47 protein-coding genes and 1 rRNA gene are annotated in these 26,686 nt (G+C 49.6%); 7 read left to right on the forward strand and 41 right to left on the reverse strand.

The window, feature by feature from the left end:
* Nucleotides 1–294 (reverse strand): 16S ribosomal RNA (locus tag ACJHX7_RS25110); the annotation flags it as partial.
* A 472-nt stretch (nt 295–766) separates the two neighbouring features.
* Between ACJHX7_RS25110 and ACJHX7_RS25115 the strand changes: the two genes are divergently transcribed.
* Nucleotides 767–1,321 (forward strand): gamma carbonic anhydrase family protein, encoded by a 555-nt coding sequence (locus tag ACJHX7_RS25115; protein WP_001286209.1) that lies wholly within the window; start codon nt 767–769, stop codon nt 1,319–1,321.
* Here the strand turns inward: ACJHX7_RS25115 and ACJHX7_RS25120 are convergent.
* The 6 genes from ACJHX7_RS25120 to dprA are packed head-to-tail and all read right to left on the reverse strand — an operon-like array spanning nt 1,297 to nt 5,091.
* Nucleotides 1,297–1,554 carry a DUF1488 domain-containing protein gene (locus ACJHX7_RS25120; RefSeq protein ID WP_001070584.1) on the reverse strand — a complete coding sequence of 86 codons (258 nt, stop codon included), beginning with the start codon at nt 1,552–1,554 and terminating at the stop codon, nt 1,297–1,299. The two genes, ACJHX7_RS25115 and ACJHX7_RS25120, sit on opposite strands and share 25 nt — an antisense overlap.
* Nucleotides 1,551–2,369, reverse strand: a complete 819-nt coding sequence (aroE, locus tag ACJHX7_RS25125; protein WP_094030567.1) for a shikimate dehydrogenase — start codon at nt 2,367–2,369, stop codon at nt 1,551–1,553. The genes ACJHX7_RS25120 and aroE overlap by 4 nt, the downstream gene beginning before the upstream one ends.
* 4 nt (nt 2,370–2,373) lie before the next feature.
* A complete protein-coding gene (gene tsaC / locus ACJHX7_RS25130) occupies nt 2,374–2,946 on the reverse strand; it encodes an L-threonylcarbamoyladenylate synthase type 1 TsaC (RefSeq protein WP_001297709.1) in 573 nt (190 codons plus the stop codon).
* Between the two features lie 4 nt (nt 2,947–2,950).
* Nucleotides 2,951–3,493, reverse strand: coding sequence for a type I DNA topoisomerase (locus ACJHX7_RS25135; protein WP_001129723.1), 543 nt, complete (start codon nt 3,491–3,493; stop codon nt 2,951–2,953).
* A 28-nt stretch (nt 3,494–3,521) separates the two neighbouring features.
* Nucleotides 3,522–3,995, reverse strand: coding sequence for a DUF494 family protein Smg (smg, locus tag ACJHX7_RS25140; protein ID WP_000460672.1), 474 nt, complete (start codon nt 3,993–3,995; stop codon nt 3,522–3,524).
* The gene (dprA, locus tag ACJHX7_RS25145; RefSeq protein ID WP_094030566.1) at nt 3,967–5,091 is read right to left on the reverse strand and encodes a DNA-protecting protein DprA; all 1,125 of its coding nucleotides are present in this window, start codon (nt 5,089–5,091) and stop codon (nt 3,967–3,969) included. The genes smg and dprA overlap by 29 nt, the downstream gene beginning before the upstream one ends.
* 129 nt (nt 5,092–5,220) lie before the next feature.
* Between dprA and def the strand changes: the two genes are divergently transcribed.
* The 5 genes from def to mscL all read left to right on the forward strand — a co-directional run bounded on the left by def (nt 5,221) and on the right by mscL (nt 9,965).
* Nucleotides 5,221–5,730 (forward strand): peptide deformylase, encoded by a 510-nt coding sequence (gene def, locus ACJHX7_RS25150; RefSeq protein ID WP_000114986.1) that lies wholly within the window; start codon nt 5,221–5,223, stop codon nt 5,728–5,730.
* Between the two features lie 14 nt (nt 5,731–5,744).
* A complete protein-coding gene (gene fmt, locus ACJHX7_RS25155; protein ID WP_094030565.1) occupies nt 5,745–6,692 on the forward strand; it encodes a methionyl-tRNA formyltransferase in 948 nt (315 codons plus the stop codon).
* Between the two features lie 45 nt (nt 6,693–6,737).
* Nucleotides 6,738–8,027: a 16S rRNA (cytosine(967)-C(5))-methyltransferase RsmB gene (gene rsmB, locus ACJHX7_RS25160; protein WP_094030564.1), complete on the forward strand. Its 1,290-nt coding sequence runs from the start codon at nt 6,738–6,740 to the stop codon at nt 8,025–8,027.
* A gap of 21 nt (nt 8,028–8,048) precedes the next feature.
* Nucleotides 8,049–9,425, forward strand: coding sequence for a Trk system potassium transporter TrkA (trkA, locus tag ACJHX7_RS25165; protein WP_000691382.1), 1,377 nt, complete (start codon nt 8,049–8,051; stop codon nt 9,423–9,425).
* 129 nt (nt 9,426–9,554) lie between these two features.
* Entirely contained in the window at nt 9,555–9,965 is a 411-nt protein-coding gene (gene mscL / locus ACJHX7_RS25170) for a large-conductance mechanosensitive channel protein MscL (protein ID WP_000022442.1), read from the forward strand.
* On the opposite strand, the gene arfA is transcribed toward mscL, so the two are convergent.
* The 31 genes from arfA to rpsJ form a co-directional block, all read right to left on the reverse strand.
* Complete coding sequence (gene arfA / locus ACJHX7_RS25175; RefSeq protein WP_000092706.1) at nt 9,962–10,180, reverse strand: alternative ribosome-rescue factor ArfA; 219 nt, start codon at nt 10,178–10,180, stop codon at nt 9,962–9,964. The two genes, mscL and arfA, sit on opposite strands and share 4 nt — an antisense overlap.
* A gap of 55 nt (nt 10,181–10,235) precedes the next feature.
* Nucleotides 10,236–10,661 (reverse strand): Zn(2+)-responsive transcriptional regulator, encoded by a 426-nt coding sequence (zntR, locus tag ACJHX7_RS25180; RefSeq protein WP_000285607.1) that lies wholly within the window; start codon nt 10,659–10,661, stop codon nt 10,236–10,238.
* Nucleotides 10,662–10,671: 10 nt separating this feature from the next.
* Nucleotides 10,672–11,040 carry a DUF1992 domain-containing protein gene (locus tag ACJHX7_RS25185; RefSeq protein ID WP_000266526.1) on the reverse strand — a complete coding sequence of 123 codons (369 nt, stop codon included), beginning with the start codon at nt 11,038–11,040 and terminating at the stop codon, nt 10,672–10,674.
* Nucleotides 11,041–11,146: 106 nt separating this feature from the next.
* Nucleotides 11,147–11,530 (reverse strand): 50S ribosomal protein L17, encoded by a 384-nt coding sequence (gene rplQ, locus ACJHX7_RS25190; RefSeq protein WP_001216368.1) that lies wholly within the window; start codon nt 11,528–11,530, stop codon nt 11,147–11,149.
* 40 nt (nt 11,531–11,570) lie between these two features.
* Nucleotides 11,571–12,560, reverse strand: a complete 990-nt coding sequence (locus ACJHX7_RS25195) for a DNA-directed RNA polymerase subunit alpha (RefSeq protein ID WP_001162094.1) — start codon at nt 12,558–12,560, stop codon at nt 11,571–11,573.
* Nucleotides 12,561–12,585: 25 nt separating this feature from the next.
* Complete coding sequence (gene rpsD / locus ACJHX7_RS25200) at nt 12,586–13,206, reverse strand: 30S ribosomal protein S4 (RefSeq protein WP_000135224.1); 621 nt, start codon at nt 13,204–13,206, stop codon at nt 12,586–12,588.
* Between the two features lie 33 nt (nt 13,207–13,239).
* A complete protein-coding gene (gene rpsK / locus ACJHX7_RS25205; RefSeq protein WP_001029684.1) occupies nt 13,240–13,629 on the reverse strand; it encodes a 30S ribosomal protein S11 in 390 nt (129 codons plus the stop codon).
* A 16-nt stretch (nt 13,630–13,645) separates the two neighbouring features.
* Nucleotides 13,646–14,002, reverse strand: a complete 357-nt coding sequence (gene rpsM / locus ACJHX7_RS25210) for a 30S ribosomal protein S13 (RefSeq protein WP_000090775.1) — start codon at nt 14,000–14,002, stop codon at nt 13,646–13,648.
* A gap of 146 nt (nt 14,003–14,148) precedes the next feature.
* Nucleotides 14,149–14,265, reverse strand: coding sequence for a 50S ribosomal protein L36 (gene rpmJ / locus ACJHX7_RS25215; protein WP_000868187.1), 117 nt, complete (start codon nt 14,263–14,265; stop codon nt 14,149–14,151).
* Nucleotides 14,266–14,296: 31 nt separating this feature from the next.
* On the reverse strand, nt 14,297–15,628 hold the full coding sequence (gene secY, locus ACJHX7_RS25220; RefSeq protein ID WP_001118861.1) for a preprotein translocase subunit SecY: 1,332 nt from the start codon (nt 15,626–15,628) through the stop codon (nt 14,297–14,299).
* A gap of 7 nt (nt 15,629–15,635) precedes the next feature.
* Nucleotides 15,636–16,070: a 50S ribosomal protein L15 gene (gene rplO / locus ACJHX7_RS25225; RefSeq protein WP_001238917.1), complete on the reverse strand. Its 435-nt coding sequence runs from the start codon at nt 16,068–16,070 to the stop codon at nt 15,636–15,638.
* A 3-nt stretch (nt 16,071–16,073) separates the two neighbouring features.
* Entirely contained in the window at nt 16,074–16,253 is a 180-nt protein-coding gene (gene rpmD, locus ACJHX7_RS25230; protein ID WP_001140433.1) for a 50S ribosomal protein L30, read from the reverse strand.
* Between the two features lie 3 nt (nt 16,254–16,256).
* On the reverse strand, nt 16,257–16,760 hold the full coding sequence (rpsE, locus tag ACJHX7_RS25235) for a 30S ribosomal protein S5 (RefSeq protein WP_000940121.1): 504 nt from the start codon (nt 16,758–16,760) through the stop codon (nt 16,257–16,259).
* A gap of 14 nt (nt 16,761–16,774) precedes the next feature.
* Entirely contained in the window at nt 16,775–17,128 is a 354-nt protein-coding gene (rplR, locus tag ACJHX7_RS25240) for a 50S ribosomal protein L18 (RefSeq protein ID WP_000358960.1), read from the reverse strand.
* Between the two features lie 9 nt (nt 17,129–17,137).
* Complete coding sequence (gene rplF, locus ACJHX7_RS25245) at nt 17,138–17,671, reverse strand: 50S ribosomal protein L6 (RefSeq protein ID WP_000091945.1); 534 nt, start codon at nt 17,669–17,671, stop codon at nt 17,138–17,140.
* 12 nt (nt 17,672–17,683) lie between these two features.
* The gene (gene rpsH, locus ACJHX7_RS25250; protein WP_000062611.1) at nt 17,684–18,076 is read right to left on the reverse strand and encodes a 30S ribosomal protein S8; all 393 of its coding nucleotides are present in this window, start codon (nt 18,074–18,076) and stop codon (nt 17,684–17,686) included.
* A 33-nt stretch (nt 18,077–18,109) separates the two neighbouring features.
* On the reverse strand, nt 18,110–18,415 hold the full coding sequence (gene rpsN / locus ACJHX7_RS25255) for a 30S ribosomal protein S14 (protein ID WP_001118930.1): 306 nt from the start codon (nt 18,413–18,415) through the stop codon (nt 18,110–18,112).
* 14 nt (nt 18,416–18,429) lie between these two features.
* Complete coding sequence (gene rplE, locus ACJHX7_RS25260; protein WP_001096200.1) at nt 18,430–18,969, reverse strand: 50S ribosomal protein L5; 540 nt, start codon at nt 18,967–18,969, stop codon at nt 18,430–18,432.
* 14 nt (nt 18,970–18,983) lie between these two features.
* Nucleotides 18,984–19,298 (reverse strand): 50S ribosomal protein L24, encoded by a 315-nt coding sequence (rplX, locus tag ACJHX7_RS25265; protein WP_000729185.1) that lies wholly within the window; start codon nt 19,296–19,298, stop codon nt 18,984–18,986.
* 10 nt (nt 19,299–19,308) lie between these two features.
* On the reverse strand, nt 19,309–19,680 hold the full coding sequence (rplN, locus tag ACJHX7_RS25270; RefSeq protein WP_000613955.1) for a 50S ribosomal protein L14: 372 nt from the start codon (nt 19,678–19,680) through the stop codon (nt 19,309–19,311).
* Between the two features lie 164 nt (nt 19,681–19,844).
* Nucleotides 19,845–20,099, reverse strand: a complete 255-nt coding sequence (gene rpsQ, locus ACJHX7_RS25275) for a 30S ribosomal protein S17 (protein WP_000130100.1) — start codon at nt 20,097–20,099, stop codon at nt 19,845–19,847.
* Nucleotides 20,099–20,290, reverse strand: a complete 192-nt coding sequence (gene rpmC / locus ACJHX7_RS25280; RefSeq protein ID WP_000644741.1) for a 50S ribosomal protein L29 — start codon at nt 20,288–20,290, stop codon at nt 20,099–20,101. Before rpmC ends, rpsQ begins: the two co-directional genes overlap by 1 nt.
* Nucleotides 20,290–20,700: a 50S ribosomal protein L16 gene (gene rplP / locus ACJHX7_RS25285; protein WP_000941212.1), complete on the reverse strand. Its 411-nt coding sequence runs from the start codon at nt 20,698–20,700 to the stop codon at nt 20,290–20,292. The genes rpmC and rplP overlap by 1 nt, the downstream gene beginning before the upstream one ends.
* A 12-nt stretch (nt 20,701–20,712) precedes the next feature.
* Complete coding sequence (rpsC, locus tag ACJHX7_RS25290; protein WP_000529945.1) at nt 20,713–21,414, reverse strand: 30S ribosomal protein S3; 702 nt, start codon at nt 21,412–21,414, stop codon at nt 20,713–20,715.
* Between the two features lie 17 nt (nt 21,415–21,431).
* Nucleotides 21,432–21,764, reverse strand: coding sequence for a 50S ribosomal protein L22 (gene rplV / locus ACJHX7_RS25295; protein WP_000447529.1), 333 nt, complete (start codon nt 21,762–21,764; stop codon nt 21,432–21,434).
* A gap of 14 nt (nt 21,765–21,778) precedes the next feature.
* Entirely contained in the window at nt 21,779–22,057 is a 279-nt protein-coding gene (rpsS, locus tag ACJHX7_RS25300) for a 30S ribosomal protein S19 (protein ID WP_001138117.1), read from the reverse strand.
* Between the two features lie 16 nt (nt 22,058–22,073).
* The gene (gene rplB / locus ACJHX7_RS25305) at nt 22,074–22,895 is read right to left on the reverse strand and encodes a 50S ribosomal protein L2 (RefSeq protein ID WP_000301864.1); all 822 of its coding nucleotides are present in this window, start codon (nt 22,893–22,895) and stop codon (nt 22,074–22,076) included.
* A 17-nt stretch (nt 22,896–22,912) separates the two neighbouring features.
* Nucleotides 22,913–23,215 (reverse strand): 50S ribosomal protein L23, encoded by a 303-nt coding sequence (rplW, locus tag ACJHX7_RS25310; protein WP_000617544.1) that lies wholly within the window; start codon nt 23,213–23,215, stop codon nt 22,913–22,915.
* Nucleotides 23,212–23,817, reverse strand: a complete 606-nt coding sequence (rplD, locus tag ACJHX7_RS25315; RefSeq protein ID WP_000424395.1) for a 50S ribosomal protein L4 — start codon at nt 23,815–23,817, stop codon at nt 23,212–23,214. Before rplD ends, rplW begins: the two co-directional genes overlap by 4 nt.
* A gap of 10 nt (nt 23,818–23,827) precedes the next feature.
* Entirely contained in the window at nt 23,828–24,457 is a 630-nt protein-coding gene (rplC, locus tag ACJHX7_RS25320) for a 50S ribosomal protein L3 (protein ID WP_000579833.1), read from the reverse strand.
* Nucleotides 24,458–24,489: 32 nt separating this feature from the next.
* The gene (gene rpsJ / locus ACJHX7_RS25325) at nt 24,490–24,801 is read right to left on the reverse strand and encodes a 30S ribosomal protein S10 (RefSeq protein WP_001181004.1); all 312 of its coding nucleotides are present in this window, start codon (nt 24,799–24,801) and stop codon (nt 24,490–24,492) included.
* 378 nt (nt 24,802–25,179) lie between these two features.
* On the opposite strand from rpsJ, the gene ACJHX7_RS25330 reads away from it, so the two are divergent.
* Nucleotides 25,180–25,647 carry a prepilin peptidase gene (locus ACJHX7_RS25330; protein WP_000340159.1) on the forward strand — a complete coding sequence of 156 codons (468 nt, stop codon included), beginning with the start codon at nt 25,180–25,182 and terminating at the stop codon, nt 25,645–25,647.
* Here the strand turns inward: ACJHX7_RS25330 and bfr are convergent.
* From bfr to ACJHX7_RS25345, 3 genes are all read right to left on the reverse strand, one after another.
* Entirely contained in the window at nt 25,644–26,120 is a 477-nt protein-coding gene (bfr, locus tag ACJHX7_RS25335) for a bacterioferritin (RefSeq protein WP_000675515.1), read from the reverse strand. The two genes, ACJHX7_RS25330 and bfr, sit on opposite strands and share 4 nt — an antisense overlap.
* Before the next feature lie 72 nt (nt 26,121–26,192).
* Nucleotides 26,193–26,387, reverse strand: a complete 195-nt coding sequence (gene bfd / locus ACJHX7_RS25340) for a bacterioferritin-associated ferredoxin (protein WP_000289090.1) — start codon at nt 26,385–26,387, stop codon at nt 26,193–26,195.
* A 182-nt stretch (nt 26,388–26,569) separates the two neighbouring features.
* Nucleotides 26,570–26,686 (reverse strand): elongation factor Tu (locus tag ACJHX7_RS25345; protein ID WP_000531011.1); only part of this gene is annotated, 117 nt, incomplete at its 5' end.

Below are 26,686 nucleotides of genomic sequence, written 5' to 3' on the forward strand. Positions count from 1 at the left end.
ACCAGCTAGGGATCGTCGCCTAGGTGAGCCGTTACCCCACCTACTAGCTAATCCCATCTGGGCACATCCGATGGCAAGAGGCCCGAAGGTCCCCCTCTTTGGTCTTGCGACATTATGCGGTATTAGCTACCGTTTCCAGTAGTTATCCCCCTCCATCAGGCAGTTTCCCAGACATTACTCACCCGTCCGCCACTCGTCAGCAAAGCAGCAAGCTGCTTTCTGTTACCGTTCGACTTGCATGTGTTAGGCCTGCCGCCAGCGTTCAATCTGAGCCATGATCAAACTCTTCAATTTAAAAGTTTGATGCTCAAAGAATTAAACTCCGTAATGAATTACGTGTTCACTCTTGAGACTTGGTATTCATTTTTCATCTTGCGACGTTAAGAATCCGTATCTTCGAGTGCCCACACAGATTGTCTGATAAATTGTTAAAGAGCAGTTGCGACGCGGCTTTCAGCTCACTGTCGCGAGGTGGCGTATATTACGCTTTCCTCTTTCAGAGTCAACCCTGAATTTCAGGATTTTTTCTCTTTGTTGTTACGACCATCTTGTGAAGTGTTTCACGTTGTCGTCTCAACGGAGGCGCATTATAGGGATCCCAATTTTTTGCACAAGTACTTTTTTGATCTTTTTTTCTGTTTGTTGCTTTTTCACCCTTTTTGCTGCATTCGCACACAAAACGGTGCTTTTTTGCATGCTAAAAGACTTGCACAAGGCCAATAATGCACCCAAAGTCATTAGTAAATCATTTATTGTTGAGGTAATTATGTCTGATGTTTTACGCCCATACCGCGATCTTTTTCCACAAATCGGTCAGCGCGTAATGATCGACGATAGCAGCGTCGTGATTGGTGACGTTCGTCTGGCTGATGATGTGGGGATCTGGCCGCTCGTTGTGATTCGTGGAGATGTACATTATGTACAGATCGGAGCACGCACCAATATCCAGGATGGCAGTATGTTGCATGTCACTCATAAATCCTCGTACAACCCAGATGGCAACCCATTAACCATTGGCGAAGATGTCACTGTTGGTCACAAGGTGATGCTCCACGGCTGCACCATTGGCAATCGAGTTTTGGTTGGGATGGCATCAATTTTACTTGATGGTGCAATAGTAGAAGATGATGTGATGATTGGTGCGGGTAGCCTGGTCCCACAAAATAAACGGCTGGAGAGCGGATATCTGTATCTCGGTAGCCCCGTCAAACAGATCCGCCCGTTAAGTGATGAAGAGAAGGCCGGGTTACGCTATTCCGCGAATAACTACGTGAAATGGAAGGACGAATATCTGGATCAAGGTAACCAGACCCAACCTTGATCATCTTCACTTTGTTCCTGAATTAAGTTTTCCGCTTCTTCTTCCAGGTCCCAGCGATGCTGACGAAAACTCGCTAACCACTGTTCTGGCGTATCTCCTGCAAAGCGGTTCGCCAGACTCTCTCCAGTAATAGCGCAAGTGAGCTGCATACCATTTACAAGAGCGGGAAAACAAACGCATTTTTTACTCTCGTTCCACTCTTCCCTGTCCGGAAACTGGATGGCCTGATTCACGCGGACAACTCCTCCTGCAATTGCTTTATAACTGGTTCTATGTCAGGCAGAACACCGTGCCAGAGAAGAAAGGCATGAGCCGCCTGTGCCACCAGCATCCCCAATCCATCCGCATTACGCTTTGAACCTCGCAGCTCACACCATGCCAGAAAAGGTGTTTTTCCTTTCTGATAGAACATGTCATAGCAACACATGCCTGAATGAATGAGCGATGCCGGGATCGCGGGAATATCACCACTGATGCCACTGGATGTTGCATTAATAATGAGATCGAACTCATGCCCCTCCAGTTCGTCCATACCCAACGCCTGAATACTGCCAGTGTGCGCAAACAATTTAGCCAACTCTTCCGCGCGGGATACCGTCCGATTAGTGATTGTCACCGCACAGTCCAGGGAAAGGAGTGGCAGTAGTACGCCGCGAGATGCTCCACCAGCGCCAATGAGCAGAATACGTAAACCAGGACGGATAAAAGACAGACGTTCCAGATCGCTTAACAAACCTATACCATCGGTATTGTCACCCAGCAGGCGTCCATCTTCTAACCGCTTGAGGGTATTAACAGCACCAGCCAACGCTGCCCGTTCAGTAAGCTCATCCGCTCTGGCAAAAGCCTCTTCTTTAAAAGGTACCGTCACATTCGCACCTTTACCACCAGCACTAAAGAAAGCGTTCAGTGTGTTGATGAAATCATTGATGGGTGCCAACACGCGCCCATAGGGATGTTCAATATTCAGTTGCTGAGCAAATTGCTGATGAATGAATGGCGATTTGCTGTGGGCTATTGGATTACCAAAAACAGCATAGTTTTCCATTATGTTACCCCTGTCGAAACAGTTCACCCGTCAGGGCATCGCGGATTTCTGAAGGATTTAAACGCCCCCCCGTTTCACCAGGCACAACCGGGAACGCCGCGCCAAATTGTGCGCGAACTTCGTCTACTGTTCGACAAGGTGGCAATCCACTCAAGTTGGCACTGGTAGAAACCAGCGGTTTACCATAAGCCTGGCACAAAGCAACCACCAACGGATGGTCGGTGACTCGTACAGCAAGCGAATCAAAGCGGCCCGTCAACCAGCGCGGTGTTGTCGCAGGCGCGGGAAAAACAAAGGTGACAGGACCTGGCCAGCGAGAAAATATAGTTTCACGCTGCGCGTCAGTCAGCATGGTGTCATCAATATAGGGTTTAAGCTGCTCGTAATTTGCGGCGATTAGAATCAGCCCCTTATCAACCGGACGCTGTTTTAACTCCAACAGTCGCATCACTGCTGTTTCGCTATCAGGATCGCACCCGACACCGAAAACGGCTTCCGTTGGATAGGCGATGACACGTTCTTCATTGAGGACATCTATCGCTGCTGCGATAGCGTCTCCTTGCAGGTTATTATTCACGTTATTATTCCGCCGAAACCGGCTTTCCACATTGTTTACTGGCACAAAAGTGTTTAACACCCTGCGCGGTTTTCTTTTCGATGAGTAGCGGATAATGACACTCAGGGCATTCTCCAGCTATGGGTTTGAAGTTAATGGCAAATTGACACTCCGGGTAGCGATCACAGGAGTGAAACGTTTTGCCATAACGGGAGCGGCGCTGGACCAGATGGCCCGTCCGGCATTGGGGGCATGTAATTGCTGTTTCGTCCGGTTTATCGATAAGTTCGGTATGTTCGCATTCAGGGTAGTTACTGCAACCAATAAACATACCAAAGCGTCCCTGGCGTAATACCAGATTTGCGCCACATGCAGGGCAAACCTGCCCCTCCAGAACTTTGACAATATGTCCATCCGCTGAAGATTTCAGAGGACGGACGTAGTCACACGCCGGATACTGTGAGCATCCAAGAAACGGACCGTGTTTCCCGGATCGAATAACCAGTTCAGCCCCGCACTTTGGGCAGGACTCATTATTACGCACCGTGAACAGTGCTGATTTCGCCATAACAACTTATGCTGAATTAAAGAAATGATTAATGCAGCATACCTTCATTCACTTCAAAGAGTAATTCTTCCATTTGCTGGTACGCATTTTCGCAGCCCGGAATATTGAACAACACCATCAGGATTACCCATTTCAGGTCTTCCAGGTCGAACTCTGCGGTATCCAGCGCGAGCACTCGCTCTATCACCATTTCACGGGTTTCAAGGTTAAGCACCTGAATTTGCTCAAGGAAAAGCAGAAAACCACGACAGCTGGCATCCAGCCTTTCACACTCTTCAGGGGTATAAATACGCATGGAGAGTGGATCAGAGGCCAGTTGCATCGGTTCTGCCAGTCCTTCCTGATAATCCGCAAGCTTTTCCAGCCAAAGCAGGGCATTGTAGATATCTTCTCGATCAAATCCTGCGTCGGTAAGATCCTGTTCAAGTTTGTCTTGATCCACACGCAACTCAGCTTCTGTGTGAATATAGGTTTCAAACAAATACATTAGTACGTCGAACATGGCATGCCCTCCTCAATCGGACATAGCCGCCGGGTACAGCTGCGATCCATCCTGCTAACTCCAGTTCGAGTAGTTGAGTTACTACCTCTGGCACAGGTTGGCCGGCACGTTCAGCGACGACGTCAACAGGTGTTACCTCATCTCCTACGTTAGCCAGGAGCTCAGGAAATGGCAATGCCACGTCTTCCTGATCTGGTGAATAAAATGAATTTTCAGGGGCGTCTGGCAACCAGTGCAATCCAAATTGCAAGTTTTCCAGAATTTCTTCCGGTTCCGTCACAAGAATCGCACCTTGTTTTATTAACCAGTGAGGCCCTTCGCTTCCCGGATTCCCTAATGGACCCGGCAAGGCAAAAACTTCACGCCCCTGCTCAAGCGCACAACGTGCTGTCACCAGCGAACCACTGCGCAAAGCCGCTTCCACCACCAGTACACCTTTACTTAGACCACTGATAATGCGATTTCTTCGTGGGAAATTGTAAGCAAGGGGAGGAACATCGAGGGGAAATTCCGAGACAAGAGCCCCACCATGTTCAAGCAAACTGGTAGCCAGTGGAGCATGGCGGCGGGGATGAATGGTATTAAGTCCATTCCCCAATACAGCAATGCTAACGCCATTTACCTGTAAGGCCGCTTTATGCGCCACACCATCGATTCCACGCGCCAGTCCACTCGTAATTGTCACTCCACGCGTCGCCAGAGTTTCGCAAAATAATCGTCCCCATCGCTCGCCATACCATGAATGCGCCCGACTCCCCACCACGGCAAGCTGAAATGAATGCAACGCGTGCAGTTCTCCTTCAACAAACAGTGCGCCGGGGTAATCTGTCGTCGCCAGAAGTTGAGGAGGATAAAATTCACTGTCCGCAGGGATTAAATGATGGTTGGGTTGCTCCAACCAACAAAGTGAGCTTTCGATACTCTTTCGCGGAAATGAAAGAAAGCGTTGTGCCTGCCGCAATGTAAGCCCTGTTTGCTGCAATACAACCGCATCAATATGCGACTGTTTTGCCAGCCAGTGAGCTATACGGACCATATCATCGCCATACAAGCTGCTGATGCTCATTAAACGCAGCCAAATTTCTGTATCGACCATCCCTATCTCCCTGCCATAAGCAGCCTTAGCAATCTTTGCGATTGGTCAGTGATGCTGTCAATCAGAGGGGGATTTGTCTAGAATAGAAGAAATAATCTTTCTAACTCCTGAACACATCTCTGGAGATTTATGTCAGTTTTGCAAGTGTTACATATTCCGGACGAGCGGCTTCGCAAAGTTGCTAAACCGGTAGAAGAAGTGAATGCAGAAATTCAGCGTATCGTCGATGATATGTTCGAGACGATGTACGCAGAAGAAGGTATTGGCCTGGCGGCAACCCAGGTCGATATCCATCAACGTATCATTGTTATTGATGTTTCGGAAAACCGTGACGAACGGCTGGTGTTAATCAATCCGGAGCTTTTAGAAAAAAGCGGCGAAACAGGCATTGAAGAAGGATGCCTGTCGATCCCTGAACAACGTGCTTTAGTGCCACGCGCAGAGAAAGTTAAAATTCGCGCCCTGGACCGCGACGGTAAACCATTTGAACTGGAAGCAGAGGGTCTGTTAGCCATCTGTATTCAGCATGAGATGGATCACCTGGTCGGCAAACTGTTTATGGATTATCTGTCACCGCTGAAACAACAACGTATTCGTCAGAAAGTTGAAAAACTGGATCGTCTGAAAGCCCGGGCTTAAGGATAAGAACTAACGTGTCAGAATCACTACGTATTATTTTTGCGGGTACACCTGACTTTGCAGCGCGTCATCTCGACGCGCTGTTGTCTTCTGGTCATAACGTCGTTGGCGTGTTCACCCAGCCGGACCGACCGGCAGGACGCGGTAAAAAACTGATGCCCAGCCCGGTTAAAGTTCTGGCTGAGGAAAAAGGTCTGCCCGTTTTTCAACCGGTTTCCCTGCGTCCACAAGAAAACCAGCAACTGGTCGCCGATCTACAGGCTGATGTTATGGTTGTCGTCGCCTATGGCTTAATTCTGCCTAAAGCCGTGCTGGAGATGCCGCGTCTTGGCTGTATCAACGTTCATGGTTCACTGCTGCCACGCTGGCGCGGTGCTGCACCAATCCAACGCTCACTATGGGCGGGTGATGCAGAAACTGGTGTGACCATTATGCAAATGGATGTTGGTTTAGACACCGGTGACATGCTCTATAAGCTCTCCAGCCCGATTACTGCAGAAGATACCAGTGGTACGCTGTACGACAAGCTGGCAGAGCTTGGCCCACAAGGGCTTATCACCACATTGAAACAATTGGCAGACGGCACGGCGAAACCAGAAGTTCAGGACGAAACTCTTGTCACTTACGCCGAGAAGTTGAGTAAAGAAGAAGCGCGTATTGACTGGTCACTTTCGGCAGCACAGCTTGAACGCTGCATTCGCGCTTTCAATCCATGGCCAATGAGCTGGCTGGAAATTGAAGGACAGCCGGTTAAAGTCTGGAAAGCGTCGGTCATTGATACGGCAACCAACGCTGCACCAGGAACGATCCTTGAAGCCAACAAACAAGGCATTCAGGTTGCGACTGGTGATGGCATCCTGAACCTGCTCTCGTTACAACCTGCGGGTAAGAAAGCGATGAGCGCACAAGACCTCCTGAATTCTCGTCGGGAATGGTTTGTTCCGGGCAACCGTCTGGCCTGATAGTCCACTCTTCTAAGCCCGGTCTTGCCGGGCATTTTTATACTTATGAAAAAACAACGTAATTTACGTAGCATGGCGGCCCAGGCCGTTGAACAAGTCGTCGAGCAAGGGCAATCATTAAGCAACATTCTGCCACCGCTCCAGCAAAAAGTTTCTGATAAAGACAAAGCACTTCTTCAAGAGTTGTGCTTTGGCGTACTGCGTACGCTTTCACAGTTAGACTGGCTGATTAATAAGCTAATGGCCCGTCCGATGACAGGCAAACAGCGTACTGTTCATTACCTGATTATGGTTGGTTTGTATCAACTGCTTTATACCCGCATTCCACCTCATGCCGCGCTGGCTGAAACGGTTGAAGGCGCAGTTGCAATTAAGCGCCCGCAACTTAAGGGATTGATTAACGGTGTATTACGTCAGTTCCAGCGTCAGCAAGATGAGTTATTAGCCGAGTTTAATGCCAGTGATGCACGTTATCTGCATCCTTCCTGGTTGCTGAAACGTCTGCAAAAAGCGTATCCAGAGCAGTGGCAATCCATCGTAGAAGCCAATAACCAGCGTCCGCCAATGTGGCTGCGCGTTAATCGTACGCATCATTCCCGCGACAGCTGGCTTGCATTGCTGGATGAAGCAGGAATGAAAGGTTTCCCGCATGCGGATTACCCTGATGCTGTACGTCTGGAAACACCTGCACCTGTTCATGCGCTACCTGGTTTTGAAGACGGATGGGTTACCGTTCAGGATGCCTCAGCACAAGGTTGCATGACCTGGCTTGCGCCACAAAACGGTGAACACATTTTGGATCTTTGTGCCGCCCCCGGCGGTAAAACAACGCATATCCTTGAGGTGGCACCAGAAGCGCAGGTTGTTGCGGTTGATATTGACGAACAGCGCCTCTCTCGCGTTTACGACAATTTAAAACGCCTTGATATGAAGGCAACCGTGAAACAAGGTGATGGCCGTTACCCTTCACAATGGTGTGGCGAGCAACAGTTTGATCGCATTTTATTAGATGCGCCTTGTTCAGCAACCGGTGTGATTCGTCGCCATCCGGATATTAAATGGTTACGTCGCGATCGCGATATCCCGGAACTCGCGCAATTGCAGTCTGAAATTCTCGACGCCATTTGGCCGCATTTAAAATCCGGTGGAACCCTGGTCTATGCCACCTGTTCGGTGTTACCGGAAGAGAATAGCCTGCAGATTAAAGCCTTTTTGCAACGTACCGTTGATGCCGAACTTTGCGAAACAGGAACACCACAGCAACCGGGTAAACAAAATCTACCTGGTGCCGAAGAGGGCGACGGCTTCTTTTACGCTAAGCTAATCAAAAAGTGATGAGATAACGGGTCGCGACTGATGAAAATTATCATTCTGGGTGCCGGCCAGGTTGGCGGCACACTGGCGGAAAACCTGGTTGGCGAGAACAACGATATTACTGTTGTCGATACCAACGGTGAGCGTCTGCGGACCTTGCAGGATAAATTTGACCTGCGAGTCGTGCAGGGGCATGGCTCTCATCCACGCGTATTGCGGGAGGCAGGTGCCGACGACGCCGATATGCTGGTTGCTGTAACCAGTTCAGATGAAACCAATATGGTTGCCTGCCAGGTAGCCTACTCACTTTTCAACACCCCTAATCGCATCGCTCGTATCCGCTCACCAGACTACGTGCGCGATGCCGATAAGCTATTTCATTCAGATGCTGTACCGATTGATCATCTGATCGCACCAGAGCAGTTGGTTATCGATAATATTTACCGACTGATTGAGTATCCCGGCGCATTGCAGGTGGTAAACTTCGCTGAGGGTAAAGTCAGCCTGGCTGTGGTTAAAGCCTATTACGGCGGCCCGCTGATTGGTAATGCACTTTCGACCATGCGCGAACATATGCCACATATCGATACTCGTGTGGCAGCAATTTTCCGCCATGATCGCCCCATTCGTCCGCAAGGTTCGACCATTGTTGAAGCTGGTGATGAAGTGTTCTTTATTGCCGCTTCACAGCATATCCGCGCGGTGATGAGTGAATTACAGCGACTGGAAAAACCGTATAAGCGGATCATGCTGGTTGGTGGTGGTAATATCGGTGCAGGGCTGGCGCGTCGTCTGGAAAAAGATTACAGCGTCAAACTCATCGAACGTAATCAGCAGCGCGCTGCCGAACTGGCGGAAAAGTTGCAGAATACGATCGTCTTTTTTGGTGATGCGTCGGATCAAGAACTGCTGGCCGAAGAACATATCGATCAAGTTGATCTGTTTATTGCTGTCACCAACGATGACGAAGCCAATATCATGTCCGCCATGCTTGCCAAACGTATGGGTGCGAAAAAGGTGATGGTATTGATCCAGCGTCGCGCTTATGTGGATCTGGTTCAGGGGAGCGTGATCGATATTGCGATTTCACCGCAACAAGCAACTATTTCTGCGTTGCTTAGCCATGTGCGAAAAGCTGATATTGTTGGTGTTTCCTCACTGCGCCGCGGCGTAGCAGAAGCTATTGAAGCCGTTGCTCACGGTGATGAAAGCACCTCACGCGTTGTCGGCAGAGTCATTGATGAAATCAAGCTACCGCCAGGAACGATTATTGGAGCGGTGGTACGTGGAAACGACGTGATGATTGCCAATGACAATCTGCGCATTGAGCAAGGCGATCACGTAATTATGTTCCTCACAGATAAAAAGTTTATTACCGACGTCGAAAGACTCTTCCAGCCAAGTCCTTTCTTCTTGTAATTAATAAGGCGTCTAATGACGCCTTATTATTTCCCTTTGATTATCAGGGATTAATTAAATGCACTCCTGGCAGGAAAATAGCTTAACATTTGTTAGACTTATGATTGTCGGCTTCATAGGGAGAATAACATGAGCATTATTAAAGAATTTCGCGAATTTGCGATGCGCGGGAACGTGGTGGATTTGGCGGTGGGTGTCATTATCGGTGCGGCATTCGGGAAGATTGTATCTTCACTGGTTGCCGATATCATTATGCCACCTCTGGGGTTATTAATTGGCGGGATCGATTTCAAACAGTTTGCTGTCACGCTACGCGATGCGCAGGGGGATATCCCTGCTGTTGTGATGCATTACGGTGTCTTCATTCAAAACGTCTTTGATTTTCTGATTGTAGCCTTTGCCATCTTTATGGCGATTAAGCTAATCAACAAACTGAATCGGAAAAAAGAAGAACCAGCAGCCGCGCCTGCACCAACTAAAGAAGAAGTATTACTGACAGAAATTCGTGATTTGCTGAAAGAGCAGAATAACCGCTCTTAACAAGCGCCTGAAAGCAGAAGGCCAGTGGTAAAAAAGTGATTTACTTTCTTGCCACTGGCCTCCCAGTTCCCCCGATTGCCATGTTTTCCTTTTCGCATGTAACTGCCTTTCCCTTTCTTATTTCTCTCTACGCGCTGTCGGAATAAGGGATCATGTAGTAATGCTTCTATCGCATTATCCTTTATCTGCCCTTTAGTATGCTGATATCGGCTCATAAAAACTCCAATTGGTTATTTAACGGCGCGAGTGTAATCCTGCCAGTGTAAAAAATCAACAGCCACTCTTAACGCCACTCGCCCCTTGTTCAAGAGCTTCAAGAATCGAGCAATAAACACTGCTATGGGCGGTCCCACAACAGGCATCGTTAAGGCGTTGGAGGGAACGCTGCATACTCTGCAACTCGGCTATCCGTGCTTCGACTTCCTGCAATCTTTCCTGCACAATGCCTTTTGACTCCTGACAGGTATGGTGTTCAGGATCGATACGGATCGACAGCAACTCGCGGATCGACTCCAGACTGAAACCAAGTTGTCTGGCATGGCGGATAAATTTCAATCGCTGGAGATCGCTTTCGGTATACAGGCGAAACCCACCTTCGGTGCGTACTTCATGCTCCATCATCTGCTGCTTTTCGTAATAACGAATCGTGTCGGGTGTTACTTCCGCCATTTTTGCCAGCTCACCAATGCGATACATACATACTCCACTAGTTATCGTTGATTTTGTTCAACAACTTGTCAGCATAATCGCCGCGTAAAAAATCGGTACTCAATCCAGCTTGTCGCAGCTTCAATTCCAGTAATGACAATCGACGACTAACCTCTTGATATTGCGGATCATCATGACGGATACCTTTGAGAATATCCAGAAGCTGTATTGCTTCCCTCCTATGCTCAAGTTCTGGCGGTAAGCAACCAGCGTTCTTCAGCAAGCGATACCCCGCACGTAATTCCGGTGGCACATGAGAATCATCATCCAGAATCAATGGCTCGCCACTTCCCGGAAGATTATCAAACTCACCTTTGGATTGTGCCTCAGTAATATGACGCTCTGCCCACTGGTCAAGTAACCACATAAATACTCCAGGGGATGAACAAAAAGAGTACAGCTATTGTAGATAAGTGGGGATACTACGGGTATAAAAAAACCCGCCGGGGCGGGTTTTTTTACGTTGCTTCAGATTACTCTGCAGCAGCTTCTGCTTTCTCTGAACGATCAACCAGCTCGATGTAAGCCATCGGCGCGTTGTCGCCTGCACGGAAGCCACACTTCAGAATACGAGTGTAACCACCGGCACGGCTCGCGAAACGCGGGCCCAGTTCGTTAAACAGTTTTGCCACGATCTCGTTATCACGAGTACGGGCGAATGCCAGACGACGATTAGCAACGCTATCAGTCTTGGCAAGAGTAATCAGCGGCTCAACTACGCGGCGCAGCTCTTTCGCTTTAGGCAGAGTCGTCTTGATGATTTCATGACGAACCAGTGAACCTGCCATATTGCGGAACATAGCCTGGCGATGGCTGCTGTTGCGGTTCAGTTGACGACCACTCTTACGATGGCGCATGACCTTATCCTTCTCAGTAAAACCTTAACCTGTGATCCGGTTACTCGTCAGCGATGCTTGCCGGTGGCCAGTTTTCCAGGCGCATGCCCAGAGACAGTCCACGGGAAGCCAGCACGTCTTTAATCTCAGTAAGAGATTTTTTACCAAGGTTAGGCGTTTTAAGGAGCTCAACCTCGGTACGCTGTACCAGATCACCGATATAGTGGATAGCTTCTGCTTTAAGGCAGTTAGCAGAGCGGACAGTCAATTCCAGATCGTCAACAGGGCGCAGCAGGATCGGATCGAACTCTGGTTTCTCTTCTTTCACTTCAGGCTGACGTACATCACGTAAGTCAACGAAAGCTTCCAGTTGTTCAGCCAGAATGGTTGCCGCACGACGAATCGCCTCTTCAGGATCGATTGTGCCGTTGGTTTCCATTTCGATGACCAGCTTGTCCAGGTCGGTACGCTGTTCTACACGCGCTGCTTCAACATTGTAGGCAATACGCTCCACAGGGCTGTAGCATGCGTCGACCAGCAGACGGCCGATTGGGCGCTCATCTTCTTCCGAATGAATTCGGGTAGAAGCCGGCACATAACCACGACCGCGCTGAACTTTGATACGCATGCTAATAGACGCGTTCTCATCGGTCAGGTGGCAGATCACGTGCTGCGGCTTGACGATTTCGACATCACCGTCGTGGGTGATATCGGCTGCAGTCACAGGGCCAATGCCAGATTTATTCAAGGTAAGAATAACTTCATCTTTGCCCTGAACTCTCACCGCCAGCCCTTTCAGGTTGAGCAGGATTTCCAGGATATCTTCCTGAACGCCTTCTTTGGTGCTGTACTCATGTAGTACACCATCAATCTCAACCTCGGTCACCGCGCAACCCGGCATCGATGAGAGCAGAATACGGCGCAGTGCGTTACCCAGAGTATGGCCAAAGCCACGCTCTAAAGGCTCAAGGGTCACCTTGGCGTGCGTCGAACTCACTTGCTCGATATCAACCAGGCGCGGTTTTAGAAACTCTGTCACAGAACCCTGCATTGTGTCCTCTCTTTGGTACTAAGCTTTACTTGGAGTAAAGCTCGACGATCAGGTGTTCGTTAATGTCCGCAGACAGATCAGAACGCTCCGGCTTACGCTTAAACGTACCTTCCATCTTGCCAGCATCAACTTCCAGCCAGGTTGGCTTTTCACGCTGCTCAGCCAGCTCCAGAGCGGCTTTCACGCGAGACTGCTTCTTCGCTTTCTCACGAATGCTTACAACGTCATTCGGACTAACCTGATAAGAAGCGATGTTAACAACACGACCGTTTACCATAATTGCTTTATGGCTAACCAGCTGACGTGCTTCTGCACGAGTGGCACCGAAGCCCATACGGTATACAACGTTGTCCAGACGACCTTCCAGCAGAGCCAACAGGTTTTCACCGGTGTTGCCTTTCAGACGTGCTGCTTCTTTGTAGTAGTTACGGAACTGACGCTCCAGCACACCATAGATACGGCGAACTTTTTGCTTTTCACGCAACTGCACACCATAGTCAGACAGACGCGGTTTACGCGCACCGTGCTGGCCAGGAGCTTGTTCAATTTTACACTTGGTATCGATCGCGCGAACGCCAGACTTAAGGAATAAGTCGGTGCCCTCACGACGGCTCAGCTTGAGCTTAGGACCCAAATATCTTGCCATTTTCTTTCTCCAACAAACCTGGAAAACGAGGCGTTATACGCGACGTTTTTTCGGCGGACGACAACCGTTATGAGGGATCGGAGTCACATCAGTAATGTTAGTGATGCGGAAACCTGCGGCGTTCAGAGCACGAATAGTAGATTCGCGGCCTGGACCCGGACCTTTAACCATAACTTCCAGATTCTTGATGCCGTATTCTTTCACGGCGTCAGCGCAACGCTCTGCTGCAACCTGAGCTGCAAACGGAGTGGATTTGCGAGAACCACGGAAACCGGAACCACCGGCTGTTGCCCAACCCAACGCGTTACCCTGACGATCAGTGATAGTCACGATGGTGTTGTTGAAAGAAGCATGGATATGAGCCACGCCGTCAGAGACTTGTTTTCTTACACGTTTACGTGCACGAATTGGTGCCTTTGCCATTATTCAATCACCCCGATTATTTCTTGATCGGTTTGCGCGGACCCTTACGGGTACGTGCGTTGGTCTTGGTACGCTGACCGCGAACCGGGAGACCACGACGATGACGCAAACCGCGATAGCAACCAAGATCCATCAGGCGCTTGATGCTCATGCTGATTTCACGGCGCAGATCACCTTCAACGACAAATTTGGCAACTTCGTCACGCAGCGTGTCGATTTGTCCTTCAGACAGCTCACTGATCTTAACATCTTCAGCGATACCCGCTGCAGCCAGGATGGCTTTAGAACGGGTCTTGCCGACGCCATAAATCGAAGTTAATGCGATTACGGCATGCTTATGATCAGGAATGTTAATGCCTGCTATACGGGCCACTATGCACTCCTACTATTTAATATGTACGTTCCATGCTGAAAAGCCCGTTTTCAGGATACTCAAATGGAAACGCACAGACATACAAAAGATTGGCTGGCTAATCTAGCCAGCTCAACCCAACTTTGCAAGAAAAATATGCGAAAAAATCAGCCTTGGCGCTGTTTATGCTTCGGCTCGGCACTGCAAATCACACGGATGACACCATCACGCTTAACGATTTTGCAGTTACGGCATAATTTCTTGACGGAAGCACGAACTTTCATTTTTACTCTCCGTAACTTCTCGGGCGACCAATTATCGGCCGTAGCCTTTCAGGTTCGCCTTCTTCAATGCAGACTCATACTGACTGGACATCATCAGAGTTTGCACTTGAGCCATAAAGTCCATAATCACGACAACAACGATAAGCAGTGAGGTCCCACCGAAGTAGAACGGTACTTTCATTGCATCACGCATGAACTCCGGGATCAGGCAGATAAAAGTAATGTACAGCGCACCAACCAAGGTCAGGCGGGTCATTACTTTATCGATATACTTCGCCGTTTGCTCTCCCGGACGAATTCCTGGTACAAATGCACCGGACTTCTTCAGGTTATCTGCTGTTTCACGCGGGTTGAAAACCAACGCCGTGTAGAAGAAACAGAAGAAGATGATTGCAGACGCATAGAGTAACACATAAAGCGGTTGCCCAGGCTGCAAATACAGCGAAATTGTTGTCAGCCAGTTCCAACCAGTACCGCCCCCGAACCATGACGCGATGGTCGCCGGGAACAGAATAATACTGGAAGCGAAGATTGCCGGGATTACCCCCGCCATATTCACTTTCAGCGGTAAATGTGTGCTCTGTGCAGCATAGACACGACGACCTTGCTGACGTTTCGCGTAGTTTACCACAATGCGGCGTTGACCACGCTCAACAAATACAACAAAGAACGTCACTGCAAATACTAATACTGCAACCAACAGCAACACGAGGAAGTGCAGGTCGCCTTGACGCGCTTGCTCGATAGTATGGGCAATGGCTGGCGGGAGTCCCGCGACAATACCGGCGAAGATAATGATTGAAATACCGTTGCCGATACCTCGTTCAGTAATCTGTTCGCCCAACCACATCAGGAACATGGTTCCTGTGACCAGACTTACAACAGCGGTGAAGTAGAATGCAAAGCCCGGGTTAATCACCAGGCCTTGCATACCAGGCATATTCGGCAGACCGGTAGCAATACCGATCGACTGGAATATTGCCAGCACCAGAGTACCGTAGCGGGTGTACTGGCTGATCTTACGACGACCAGACTCCCCTTCTTTCTTAATTTCTGCCAACGTTGGGTGAACCACCGTCAGCAGCTGGATAATGATCGATGCCGAAATATACGGCATGATCCCCAGAGCAAAGATAGAAGCACGGCTGAGAGCACCACCAGAGAACATGTTAAACATTTCAATGATGGTGCCTCGCTGTTGCTCAAGCAGTTTGGCAAGTACAGCGGCATCAATACCAGGGATCGGAATAAAAGAGCCAATACGGAACACAATCAGCGCACCGATAACAAACAGCAGTCTGCGTTTCAGCTCGCCTAAGCCACCTTTGGCACTTTGAAAATCTAATCCCGGTTGTTTAGCCATCTGCTACTTATTCCTCGATTTTACCGCCAGCAGCTTCGATAGCAGCACGAGCGCCTTTAGTAACACGCAGGCCACGAACAGTTACCGGAGTAGTTACTTCGCCAGCCAGGATCACTTTCGCGAACTCGATCTGGATACCGATAATGTTAGCCGCTTTCAGCGTGTTCAGGTCTACAACACCGCCTTCTACTTTAGCCAGGTCAGACAGACGAACTTCGGCTGTAATCGCTGCTTTACGAGAAGTGAAGCCGAATTTCGGCAGACGACGGTACAGAGGCATCTGACCACCCTCGAAACCGCGACGTACGCCACCGCCAGAACGAGACTTCTGACCTTTGTGACCACGACCACCGGTTTTACCGAGGCCAGAACCGATACCACGACCCAGGCGTTTACCCGCCTTTTTGGAGCCTTCGGCCGGAGACAGAGTATTTAAACGCATCTCTTACTCCTCAACTTTAACCATGAAGGAAACCGCGTTGATCATACCGCGAATAGCAGGAGTATCCTCGCGCTCTACGGTGTGACCAATACGACGCAGACCCAGGCCAAGCAGCGTTGCCTTGTGTTTCGGCAGACGACCGATTGCACTGCGGGTTTGAGTAATTTTAATAGTCTTTGCCATGGTTTATTTCCCCAGAATTTCTTCAACGGATTTACCACGCTTGGCAGCGACCATTTCTGGAGAATTCATATTTTCCAGGCCATCGATAGTTGCACGAACCACGTTAATCGGGTTGGTGGAACCATATGCTTTTGCCAGAACGTTATGAACCCCAGCGACTTCCAGAACGGCGCGCATTGCACCACCGGCGATGATACCGGTACCTTCGGAAGCCGGCTGCATGAATACGCGAGAACCCGTGTGAACACCTTTAACAGGGTGTTGCAGAGTGCCGTTATTCAGCGCGACGTTAATCATATTGCGACGGGCTTTTTCCATCGCTTTCTGGATCGCTGCTGGAACTTCACGCGCTTTACCGTAACCAAAACCAACGCGACCGTTACCATCGCCAACTACAGTCAGAGCTGTGAAGGAGAAAATACGACCACCTTTAACGGTTTTAGATACGCGGTTTACCGCGATCAGCTTTTCCTGCAGTTCGCCAGCTTGTTTTTCGATGTGAGCCATCTTACACCTCTACCTTAGAACTGAAGGCCAGCTTCACGGGCAGCATCTGCCAGTGCCTGGACACGACCATGATATTGGAACCCGGAACGGTCAAAGGATACATCTTTGATGCCTTTTTCCAGAGCGCGTTCAGCGACAGCTTTACCCACAGCTGCAGCCGCGTCTTTGTTACCGGTGTACTTCAGTTGTTCAGCGATAGCTTTTTCTACAGTAGAAGCAGCTACCAGAACTTCAGAACCGTTCGGTGCAATTACCTGTGCGTAAATGTGACGCGGGGTACGATGTACCACCAGGCGAGTTGCGCCCAGCTCCTGGAGCTTGCGGCGTGCGCGGGTCGCACGACGGATACGAGCAGATTTCTTATCCATAGTGTTACCTTACTTCTTCTTAGCCTCTTTGGTACGCACGACTTCGTCGGCGTAACGAACACCCTTGCCTTTGTAAGGCTCAGGACGACGGTAGGCGCGCAGATCCGCTGCAACCTGGCCGATCACCTGCTTATCAGCGCCTTTCAGCACGATTTCAGTCTGAGTCGGACATTCAGCAGTGATACCCGCAGGCAGCTGATGGTCAACAGGATGAGAGAAACCCAGAGACAGGTTAATCACATTGCCTTTAACCGCTGCACGGTAACCTACACCAACCAGCTGCAGCTTCTTAGTGAAGCCTTCGGTAACACCGATAACCATTGAGTTCAGCAGGGCACGCGCGGTACCAGCCTGTGCCCAACCGTCTGCGTAACCATCACGCGGACCGAAGGTCAGGGTATTATCTGCATGTTTAACTTCAACAGCATCGTTGAGAGTACGAGTCAGCTCGCCGTTTTTACCTTTGATCGTAATAACCTGACCGTTGATTTTTACGTCAACGCCGGCAGGAACAACGACCGGTGCTTTAGCAACACGAGACATTTTTTCCTCCGATTAGGCTACGTAGCAGATAATTTCGCCACCAAGACCAGCCTGGCGCGCTGCACGATCAGTCATAACACCTTTAGAGGTAGAAACAACTGCGATACCCAGACCCGCCATAACTTTCGGCAGCTCATCTTTACGTTTATAGATGCGCAGACCTGGGCGGCTGACACGCTGAATGCTTTCTACAACAGCTTTGCCCTGGAAATACTTCAGAGTAAGTTCCAGTTCAGGCTTGGTGTCGCCTTCAACTTTAAAATCTTCAATAAAACCTTCTTCCTTCAGCACGTTGGCGATTGCCACTTTCAGCTTGGAGGAAGGCATGGTGACCGCAGCTTTGTTCGCGGCCTGACCGTTACGGATACGGGTCAGCATATCCGCGATCGGATCTTGCATGCTCATCTGTCTTTACTCCCGTGATTCAATTGGTGACAATTACCAGCTAGCCTTTTTCAGACCCGGGATTTCACCGCGCATAGCGGCTTCACGGACCTTAATACGGCTCAACCCGAACTTCCGCAGGAAACCATGCGGACGACCTGTTTGACGGCAGCGGTTACGCTGACGAGACGGGCTGGAATCACGCGGCAGAGTCTGCAGCTTGAGAACAGCGTTCCAACGATCTTCGTCGGAAGCGTTCACATCAGAGATGATCGCTTTCAGTTCAGCGCGTTTCGCGAAGTATTTATCAGCTAAAGCTACGCGTTTTACTTCGCGTGCTTTCATTGATTGCTTAGCCATTTAGTAACCCTACCTTACTTGCGGAACGGGAAGTCAAAGGCAGCCAGCAGAGCGCGGCCTTCTTCGTCAGATTTCGCAGTAGTGGTAATGGTAATATCCAAACCACGAACGCGGTCGACTTTATCGTAGTCGATTTCTGGGAAGATGATCTGCTCACGGACACCCATGCTGTAGTTACCACGACCGTCGAAAGACTTAGCGGACAGGCCACGGAAGTCACGGATACGAGGTACAGCAATAGTGATCAGGCGCTCAAAGAACTCCCACATGCGTTCGCCACGCAGAGTTACTTTACAGCCGATCGGATAGCCCTGACGGATTTTGAAGCCTGCAACAGATTTGCGTGCTTTGGTGATCAGCGGTTTTTGACCGGAGATTGCTGCCAGGTCTGCTGCTGCGTTATCCAGCAGTTTTTTGTCAGCGATCGCTTCACCAACACCCATGTTCAGGGTGATCTTCTCGACCCGAGGGACTTGCATGACAGAATTGTAGTTAAACTCAGTCATGAGTTTTTTAACTACTTCGTCTTTGTAGTAATCATGCAGTTTCGCCATCGTACTACTCCAAATTACTTGATAGTTTCGCTGTTAGACTTGAAGAAACGGACTTTTTTACCGTCTTCGAATCTAAAGCCTACACGGTCAGCCTTGCCGGTTGCCGCATTGAAGATTGCTACGTTGGAAACCTGAATAGCGGCTTCTTTTTCAACGATGCCACCCGGTTGGTTCAGGGCCGGAACCGGCTTCTGATGTTTCTTAACCAGGTTGATACCTTCAACAATGACCTTGCCGGAAGACAGGACATTCTTAACTTTACCGCGTTTACCTTTATCTTTACCGGTTAACACGATAACTTCGTCATCACGACGGATTTTCGCTGCCATGATTCGCTCCTTAGAGTACTTCTGGTGCCAGAGAGATAATTTTCATGAACTTCTCACTACGAAGCTCACGAGTTACCGGCCCAAAAATACGCGTACCGATAGGCTGCTCGCTGTTGTTGTTCAGAAGAACACAAGCATTACCATCGAAGCGAATGACAGAACCGTCCGGGCGACGAACACCCTTCTTGGTGCGCACCACTACCGCCTTCAGCACATCACCTTTTTTGACCTTACCACGCGGAATTGCTTCTTTGATGGTGATCTTGATGATGTCGCCTACGCCTGCGTAGCGACGGTGCGAGCCACCCAGAACCTTGATACACATTACGCGACGTGCACCGGAGTTGTCGGCGACGTTCAGCATAGTCTGTTCTTGGATCATTTTAGTGCTCCGCTAATGTCAACTACTACTGAGACCCGAAAATCAGGTCGTTAAAAATCCCCATATCGAGGGCGCGGCATTATAACACCGCTTCAAGGATATGGGTAGAAAAAATAAACGGCTCATTTCTGAGCCGTTTATTCGTATCGAGAGAGTGTACTGTATTACAGAACCGCTTTCTCTACAACGCGAACCAGCGTCCAGGATTTAGTCTTGGACAGCGGACGGCATTCGCGGATTTCAACCACGTCACCGATACCGCATTCGTTGTTCTCGTCATGTACGTGCAGTTTGGTCGTACGCTTGATGAATTTACCGTAGATCGGGTGTTTCACAAAACGTTCGATAGCAACAACAATGGATTTCTCCATTTTGTCGCTAACAACGCGACCTTGCAGAGTACGGATTTTATCGGTCATTACGCACCCGCCTTCTCGTTCAGTAAAGTCTTAACGCGTGCGACATCGCGACGCACTTGCTTCAACAGGTGAGACTGTTGCAGCTGGCCACTTGCAGCCTGCATACGCAGGTTGAACTGCTCACGCAGCAGGTTCAGCAGCTCGGTGTTCAGCTCTTCAACGCTCTTCTCACGCAGCTCTTTTGCTTTCATTACATCACCGTCTTAGTTACAAAGGTGGTTTTAATCGGCAGTTTCGCTGCTGCCAGCTTGAATGCTTCACGGGCCAGCTCTTCCGGAACACCGTCCATTTCATACAGGACTTTACCCGGCTGAATCAAGGCAACCCAATACTCCACGTTACCTTTACCTTTACCCATACGCACTGCCAGCGGCTTTTCAGTGATCGGTTTGTCCGGGAACACACGGATCCAGATCTTACCTTGACGCTTAACTGCACGGGTCATAGCACGACGTGCTGCTTCGATCTGACGTGCAGTCAGACGACCACGGCCAACAGCTTTCAGACCGAAGCTGCCGAAGCTAACATCCGTACCCTGCGCCAGACCGCGGTTACGGCCTTTGTGCATTTTACGGAATTTTGTACGCTTTGGTTGTAACATCAGCGACGCTCCTTATTTACGGCCTTTACGCTGCTGCTTTTTAGGCTGAGCAGCCGGTTTTTCCGGTTGTTCAACAGCAGCCATACCACCCAGGATCTCGCCTTTGAAGATCCACACTTTAACGCCGATTACACCGTAAGTGGTGTGCGCTTCAGAGGTGTTGTAGTCGATGTCAGCACGCAAAGTGTGCAGCGGTACGCGACCTTCGCGGTACCATTCGGTACGTGCGATTTCCGCGCCGCCCAGACGGCCGCTAACTTCAACTTTAATACCTTTAGCGCCCAGACGCATTGCGTTCTGTACAGCACGCTTCATAGCACGACGGAACATAACGCGACGTTCCAGCTGAGAAGTGATGCTGTCAGCAACCAGTTTTGCGTCCAGTTCAGGCTTACGAACTTCGGCGATGTTGATCTGTGCAGGAACGCCAGCGATGTCCGCTACGACCTTACGCAGTTTTTCTACGTCTTCACCTTTTTTACCGATAACGATACCCGGGCGAGCAGTGTGAATGGTTACACGGATGCTCTTAGCCGGACGCTCGATAACGATACGAGATACGGACGCTTTAGCCAGTTCCTTAGTCAGGTACTGACGTACTTTAAAATCGCTGTCCAGGTTGTCAGCGAATTCTTTGGTGTTCGCAAACCAGGTAGAGTTCCATGGTTTTACAATACCCAGGCGAATACCATTAGGATGTACTTTCTGACCCATTGCTAGTCTCCAGAGTCTCAGCGATCGGACACAACCACAGTGATGTGGCTGGTGCGCTTCAGGATGCGATCTGCACGACCTTTTGCACGCGGCATAATGCGCTTCATGCTCGGGCCTTCGTCTACGAAAATTTTCGTAACTTTCAGATCGTCAATGTCAGCGCCATCGTTGTGTTCAGCGTTAGCAATGGCAGATTCCAGAACTTTCTTGACCAGTACAGCCGCTTTCTTGTTGGTGTAGGTCAAAATATCCAGAGCCTGCGACACTTTCTTACCGCGAATCAGGTCAGCAACAAGGCGAACCTTCTGAGCAGAAGAACGAGCATGGCGATGTTTAGCGATAGTTTCCATCTCTTCCTCCTACCTTATTTCTTCTTCGCTTTTTTATCAGCAGCGTGGCCGCGATAAGTACGAGTCGGTGCGAATTCACCCAGTTTGTGACCGACCATTTCGTCGGTTACAAATACCGGAACGTGCTGACGACCATTATGGACAGCGATGGTCAAACCGATCATGTTAGGAAAGATCGTTGAACGACGGGACCAAGTGCGCAGGGGCTTCTTGTCTCCGCTTTCCACCGCTTTCTCTACCTTCTTCAGCAAGTGCAGGTCAATAAAAGGACCTTTCTTGAGAGAACGTGGCATGGCTTATCCTCTAAAATTATTTGCTACGGCGACGTACGATGAATTTATCAGTACGCTTGTTGCTGCGGGTCTTCTTACCTTTGGTCTGAACGCCCCACGGAGTTACCGGGTGCTTACCAAAGTTACGACCTTCACCACCACCATGTGGGTGGTCTACCGGGTTCATCGCGGTACCGCGAACGGTCGGACGAACACCACGCCAGCGTGCAGCACCTGCTTTACCCAGAACGCGCAGCATATGCTCAGCATTGCCAACTTCGCCCAGAGTTGCACGGCAGTCTGCTTCTACTTTACGCATTTCACCAGAACGCAGACGCAGGGTGACATAAGCACCATCACGAGCAACGATCTGAACGTAAGTACCAGCGGAACGTGCCAGCTGACCGCCTTTACCTGGTTTCATTTCTACGTTATGAACAGTAGAACCAACCGGGATGTTGCGCATCGGCAGGGTGTTACCTGGTTTGATTGCAGCATCAACGCCAGACTGAATCTGGTCGCCAGCTTTCAGGCCTTTAGGGGCCAGGATGTAACGGCGTTCACCGTCTTTGTACAGAACCAGCGCGATGTTCGCGGAACGGTTCGGATCGTACTCAAGACGTTCAACAACTGCCGGGATACCGTCTTTGTTGCGTTTGAAGTCAACAATACGGTAAGCCTGCTTGTGGCCACCACCGATATGACGAGTGGTGATACGGCCATTGTTGTTACGACCACCGGATTTGCTGTTTTTTTCCAGCAACGGAGCAAAAGGTTTGCCCTTGTGCAGCTCAGGGTTAACCACTTTAACAACGTGGCGACGACCCGGAGATGTCGGTTTACATTTAACAACTGCCATTGTATTACTCCTCCGACTTACTCAGCGCCGCCAACGAAGTCCAGATTCTGGCCTTCTTTCAGGGTGACGTAAGCTTTTTTCCAGTCGCTACGACGACCGATACGCTGTCCGTGACGTTTAACTTTCCCTTTAACTACCAGGGTGTTAACGACTTCGACTTCGACTTCAAACAGTTTCTGCACAGCAGCTTTGATTTCTGCTTTGGTCGCGTCTTTAGCAACTTTGAGTACGATGGTGTTAGATTTTTCCATCGCAGTAGACGCTTTTTCAGAAACGTGCGGTGCACGCAGCACCTTCAGCAGACGTTCTTCACGAATCATGCCAGCATCTCCTCAACTTGCTTAACAGCATCAGCAGTCATTACGACTTTGTCGAAGGCGATCAGGCTAACCGGGTCGATACCAGTTGCATCGCGTACGTCAACCTTGTGCAGGTTGCGCGCAGCCAGGAACAGGTTTTCGTCCAGCTCACCGGTGATGATCAGCACATCTTCCAGAGCCATGTCTTTCAGTTTCTGTGCCAGCAGCTTAGTTTTCGGCGCTTCTACAGAGAACTTCTCGACAACGATCAGACGATCCTGACGTACCAGTTCGGACAGGATGCTTTTCAGCGCGCCGCGGTACATCTTCTTGTTAACTTTTTGACTGTGGTCCTGCGGACGAGCAGCAAAGGTCACGCCACCAGAACGCCAGATCGGGCTCTTGATAGAACCAGAACGCGCACGGCCGGTGCCTTTCTGGCGCCACGGTTTTTTACCGGAACCAGTTACTTCAGCACGAGTCTTCTGAGCACGAGTACCCTGACGAGCACCAGCTGCATAAGCAACAACAACCTGGTGAACCAGCGCTTCGTTGAAATCACGACCGAAGGTAGTTTCGGAAACAGTCAGCGCGCTCTGCGCGTCTTTCAATACTAATTCCATTGCTATCTCCTTACGCCTTCACAGCTGGTTTAACGATCAGGTCGCTACCGGTTGCACCCGGGACAGCACCTTTAACCAGCAGCAGGTTGCGCTCAGCGTCAACGCGTACTACGTCAAGGCTCTGAACGGTTACACGTTCGTTACCCATCTGACCTGCCATTTTCTTGCCTTTGAACACTTTGCCCGGAGTCTGGTTCTGACCGATAGAACCCGGAACGCGGTGAGACAAGGAGTTACCGTGAGTAGCGTCCTGGGTACGGAAGTTCCAGCGCTTAACGGTACCTGCGAAACCTTTACCTTTAGAGGTGCCAGTTACGTCAACTTTTTTAACGTCAGCAAACAGTTCAACGCTAATGCTCTGACCTACAGTGAACTCTTCGCCTTCAGCCAGGCGGAATTCCCACAGACCACGGCCAGCTTCTACGCCAGCTTTAGCGAAGTGGCCAGCTTCAGGCTTGGTCACACGGTTAGCTTTTTTAGCACCGGTGGTTACCTGAATAGCACGGTAGCCATCGTTAGCCAGGTCTTTAACCTGAGTAACGCGGTTTGCTTCAACTTCGATTACGGTTACTGGGATAGAAACGCCGTCTTCTGTGAAGATACGGGTCATACCCACTTTTTTACCGACTAAACCAATCATTGTTTCAACCTCTCAATCGCTCAATGACCTGATTAACCCAGGCTGATCTGCACGTCTACACCGGCAGCCAGATCCAGACGCATCAGAGCATCAACGGTTTTCTCGGTTGGCTCAACGATGTCAACCAGACGCAAGTGAGTACGGATTTCGTACTGATCGCGCGCGTCTTTGTTGACGTGCGGGGAGATCAGAACAGTGAAGCGCTCTTTGCGTGTCGGCAGCGGGATCGGACCACGGACCTGCGCACCAGTGCGCTTGGCAGTCTCGACGATTTCCGCGGTTGCTTGATCGATCAGACGATGATCAAACGCTTTCAGGCGGATACGGATTCTTTGGTTCTGCATGAGACCAGAGCTCCAATTATTTTATAAACGAAAATGATTACTCCTCAGACCCATTACGATTGATGGGAGAGTGTAACCGTTCTTACGTAGCTCCCCGATTGGGAGCATTGTTAGGTAGCCAAATTCGGCTAACTGAGGTTCAGATTGAACCTGCTGTCAACTACGACAAGCCCGCGCATTATACGCAAATCTGAGCCTGACGCAAGCATCGGGTAGAAATTAATCGCAACACGCAGATTGCGAGCTGTATTCCACGAAATTTGTAAAGTTGTGAAGATAGCGTTTTTCACCGGAACCAGGTTAACAAATCAGCGATTTCTCTGTTGCTGAGCATCCGGAGTTATTCGATGGTGATACTCCAATTACAGAGGATGTTTTATGGACGCTACCCTTCCCTTTCTGATTTTGTACGCTTGTTTATCAGCCCTACTTTTTTTCTGGGATGCAAAGCATGGCTTGTTACCTGACAGATTTACGTGCCCGTTACTCTGGTCAGGTCTTTTGTTCTATCAAGTTTGTAATCCTGACGGTTTAGCCGATGCGTTATGGGGGGCGATTATTGGTTACGGCACATTCGCTGTCATTTACTGGGGGTATCGCATACTGCGTCATAAAGAAGGATTAGGCTATGGTGATGTGAAGTTTCTCGCCGCCCTTGGTGCCTGGCATACATGGACCTTCTTGCCACGACTGGTTTTCCTTGCTGCCTCATTCGCTTGCGGAGCCGTAGTTATTGGTCTGCTCATGAGAGGAAAAGAGTCATTAAAAAACCCGCTGCCGTTTGGGCCATTTCTGGCGGCTGCGGGTTTCGTTGTAGGCTGGGATAGTTTGCTGGCAGGCCGTTAATCTTTAACTTTTATTTGTGATTGCAGGTAATTTTGTAGACCGATTTTACCGATGAGATCCAGCTCAGTTTCGAGCCAGTCAATATGACCTTCTTCATCGGCAAGGATCTCGATCATCATATCACGGCTAACATAGTCATGAACGCTGTCGGCATACGCGATAGCCTCACGGAGATCCTTAGCGCCTTCCAGTTCTAATCGCAGGTCGGATTGCAGCATCTCCTCGACATCTTCACCAATCCCCAGTTTGCCTAAATCCTGTAAGTTAGGGATTCCTTCTAAAAACAAAATACGCTCGATATATTTATCAGCGTGTTTCATCTCATCGATAGATTCATGGTATTCGACGTCATTGAGACGCATCAGGCCCCAGTTTTTAAACATCCGGGCATGGAGAAAATACTGATTGATTGCGACAAGCTCATTTCCCAATAGTTTATTGAGATAATTTATGATTTTAACATCACCTTTCATTTTATAGTCCCTCCGCTTCCACTATTAGAGCGTAGATGGGGCTAGCGGGATGTCAAAAAATAAGCGTGGGCTTCAGGCAATCTCTTTAAATTCTGGCATCTGCATCAACTCGTCCTGCATCACTTCGCGCGCGGCGCGAATGCACTTACCGCATTGATTTCCCACAGGAATAAACTTACGCAATTGTTGGAAAGATTGCGGATGAAACTGACGGACTGCCTGGCGAATTTTTTTGTCACTTACACCATTACACAAACAAACGTACATGATTGCTCCCGTTCAAATTCTGCGCAAAGTGTAAATGAGAATGGTTATGATTACAATAGCACAGTTTTATTTGCGCCATAGTTCAGCGAGTGAAATTACGACTAAATATTTCGAGCTCAAATTACGGGCAGCAAAAAGGGCGCCGAAGCGCCCTTTTTAATTCGAAACTAATTAACGAGTAATTAGCCCAGAACTTTTGCTACAACGCCCGCGCCAACGGTACGGCCGCCTTCACGGATTGCGAAACGCAGACCGTCGTCCATCGCGATCGGGTGGATCAGGGTAACAACCATTTTGAT

The sequence above is a fragment of the Escherichia sp. WS1451 genome (assembly GCF_046487365.1).
Lineage (GTDB): Bacteria > Pseudomonadota > Gammaproteobacteria > Enterobacterales > Enterobacteriaceae > Escherichia > Escherichia coli.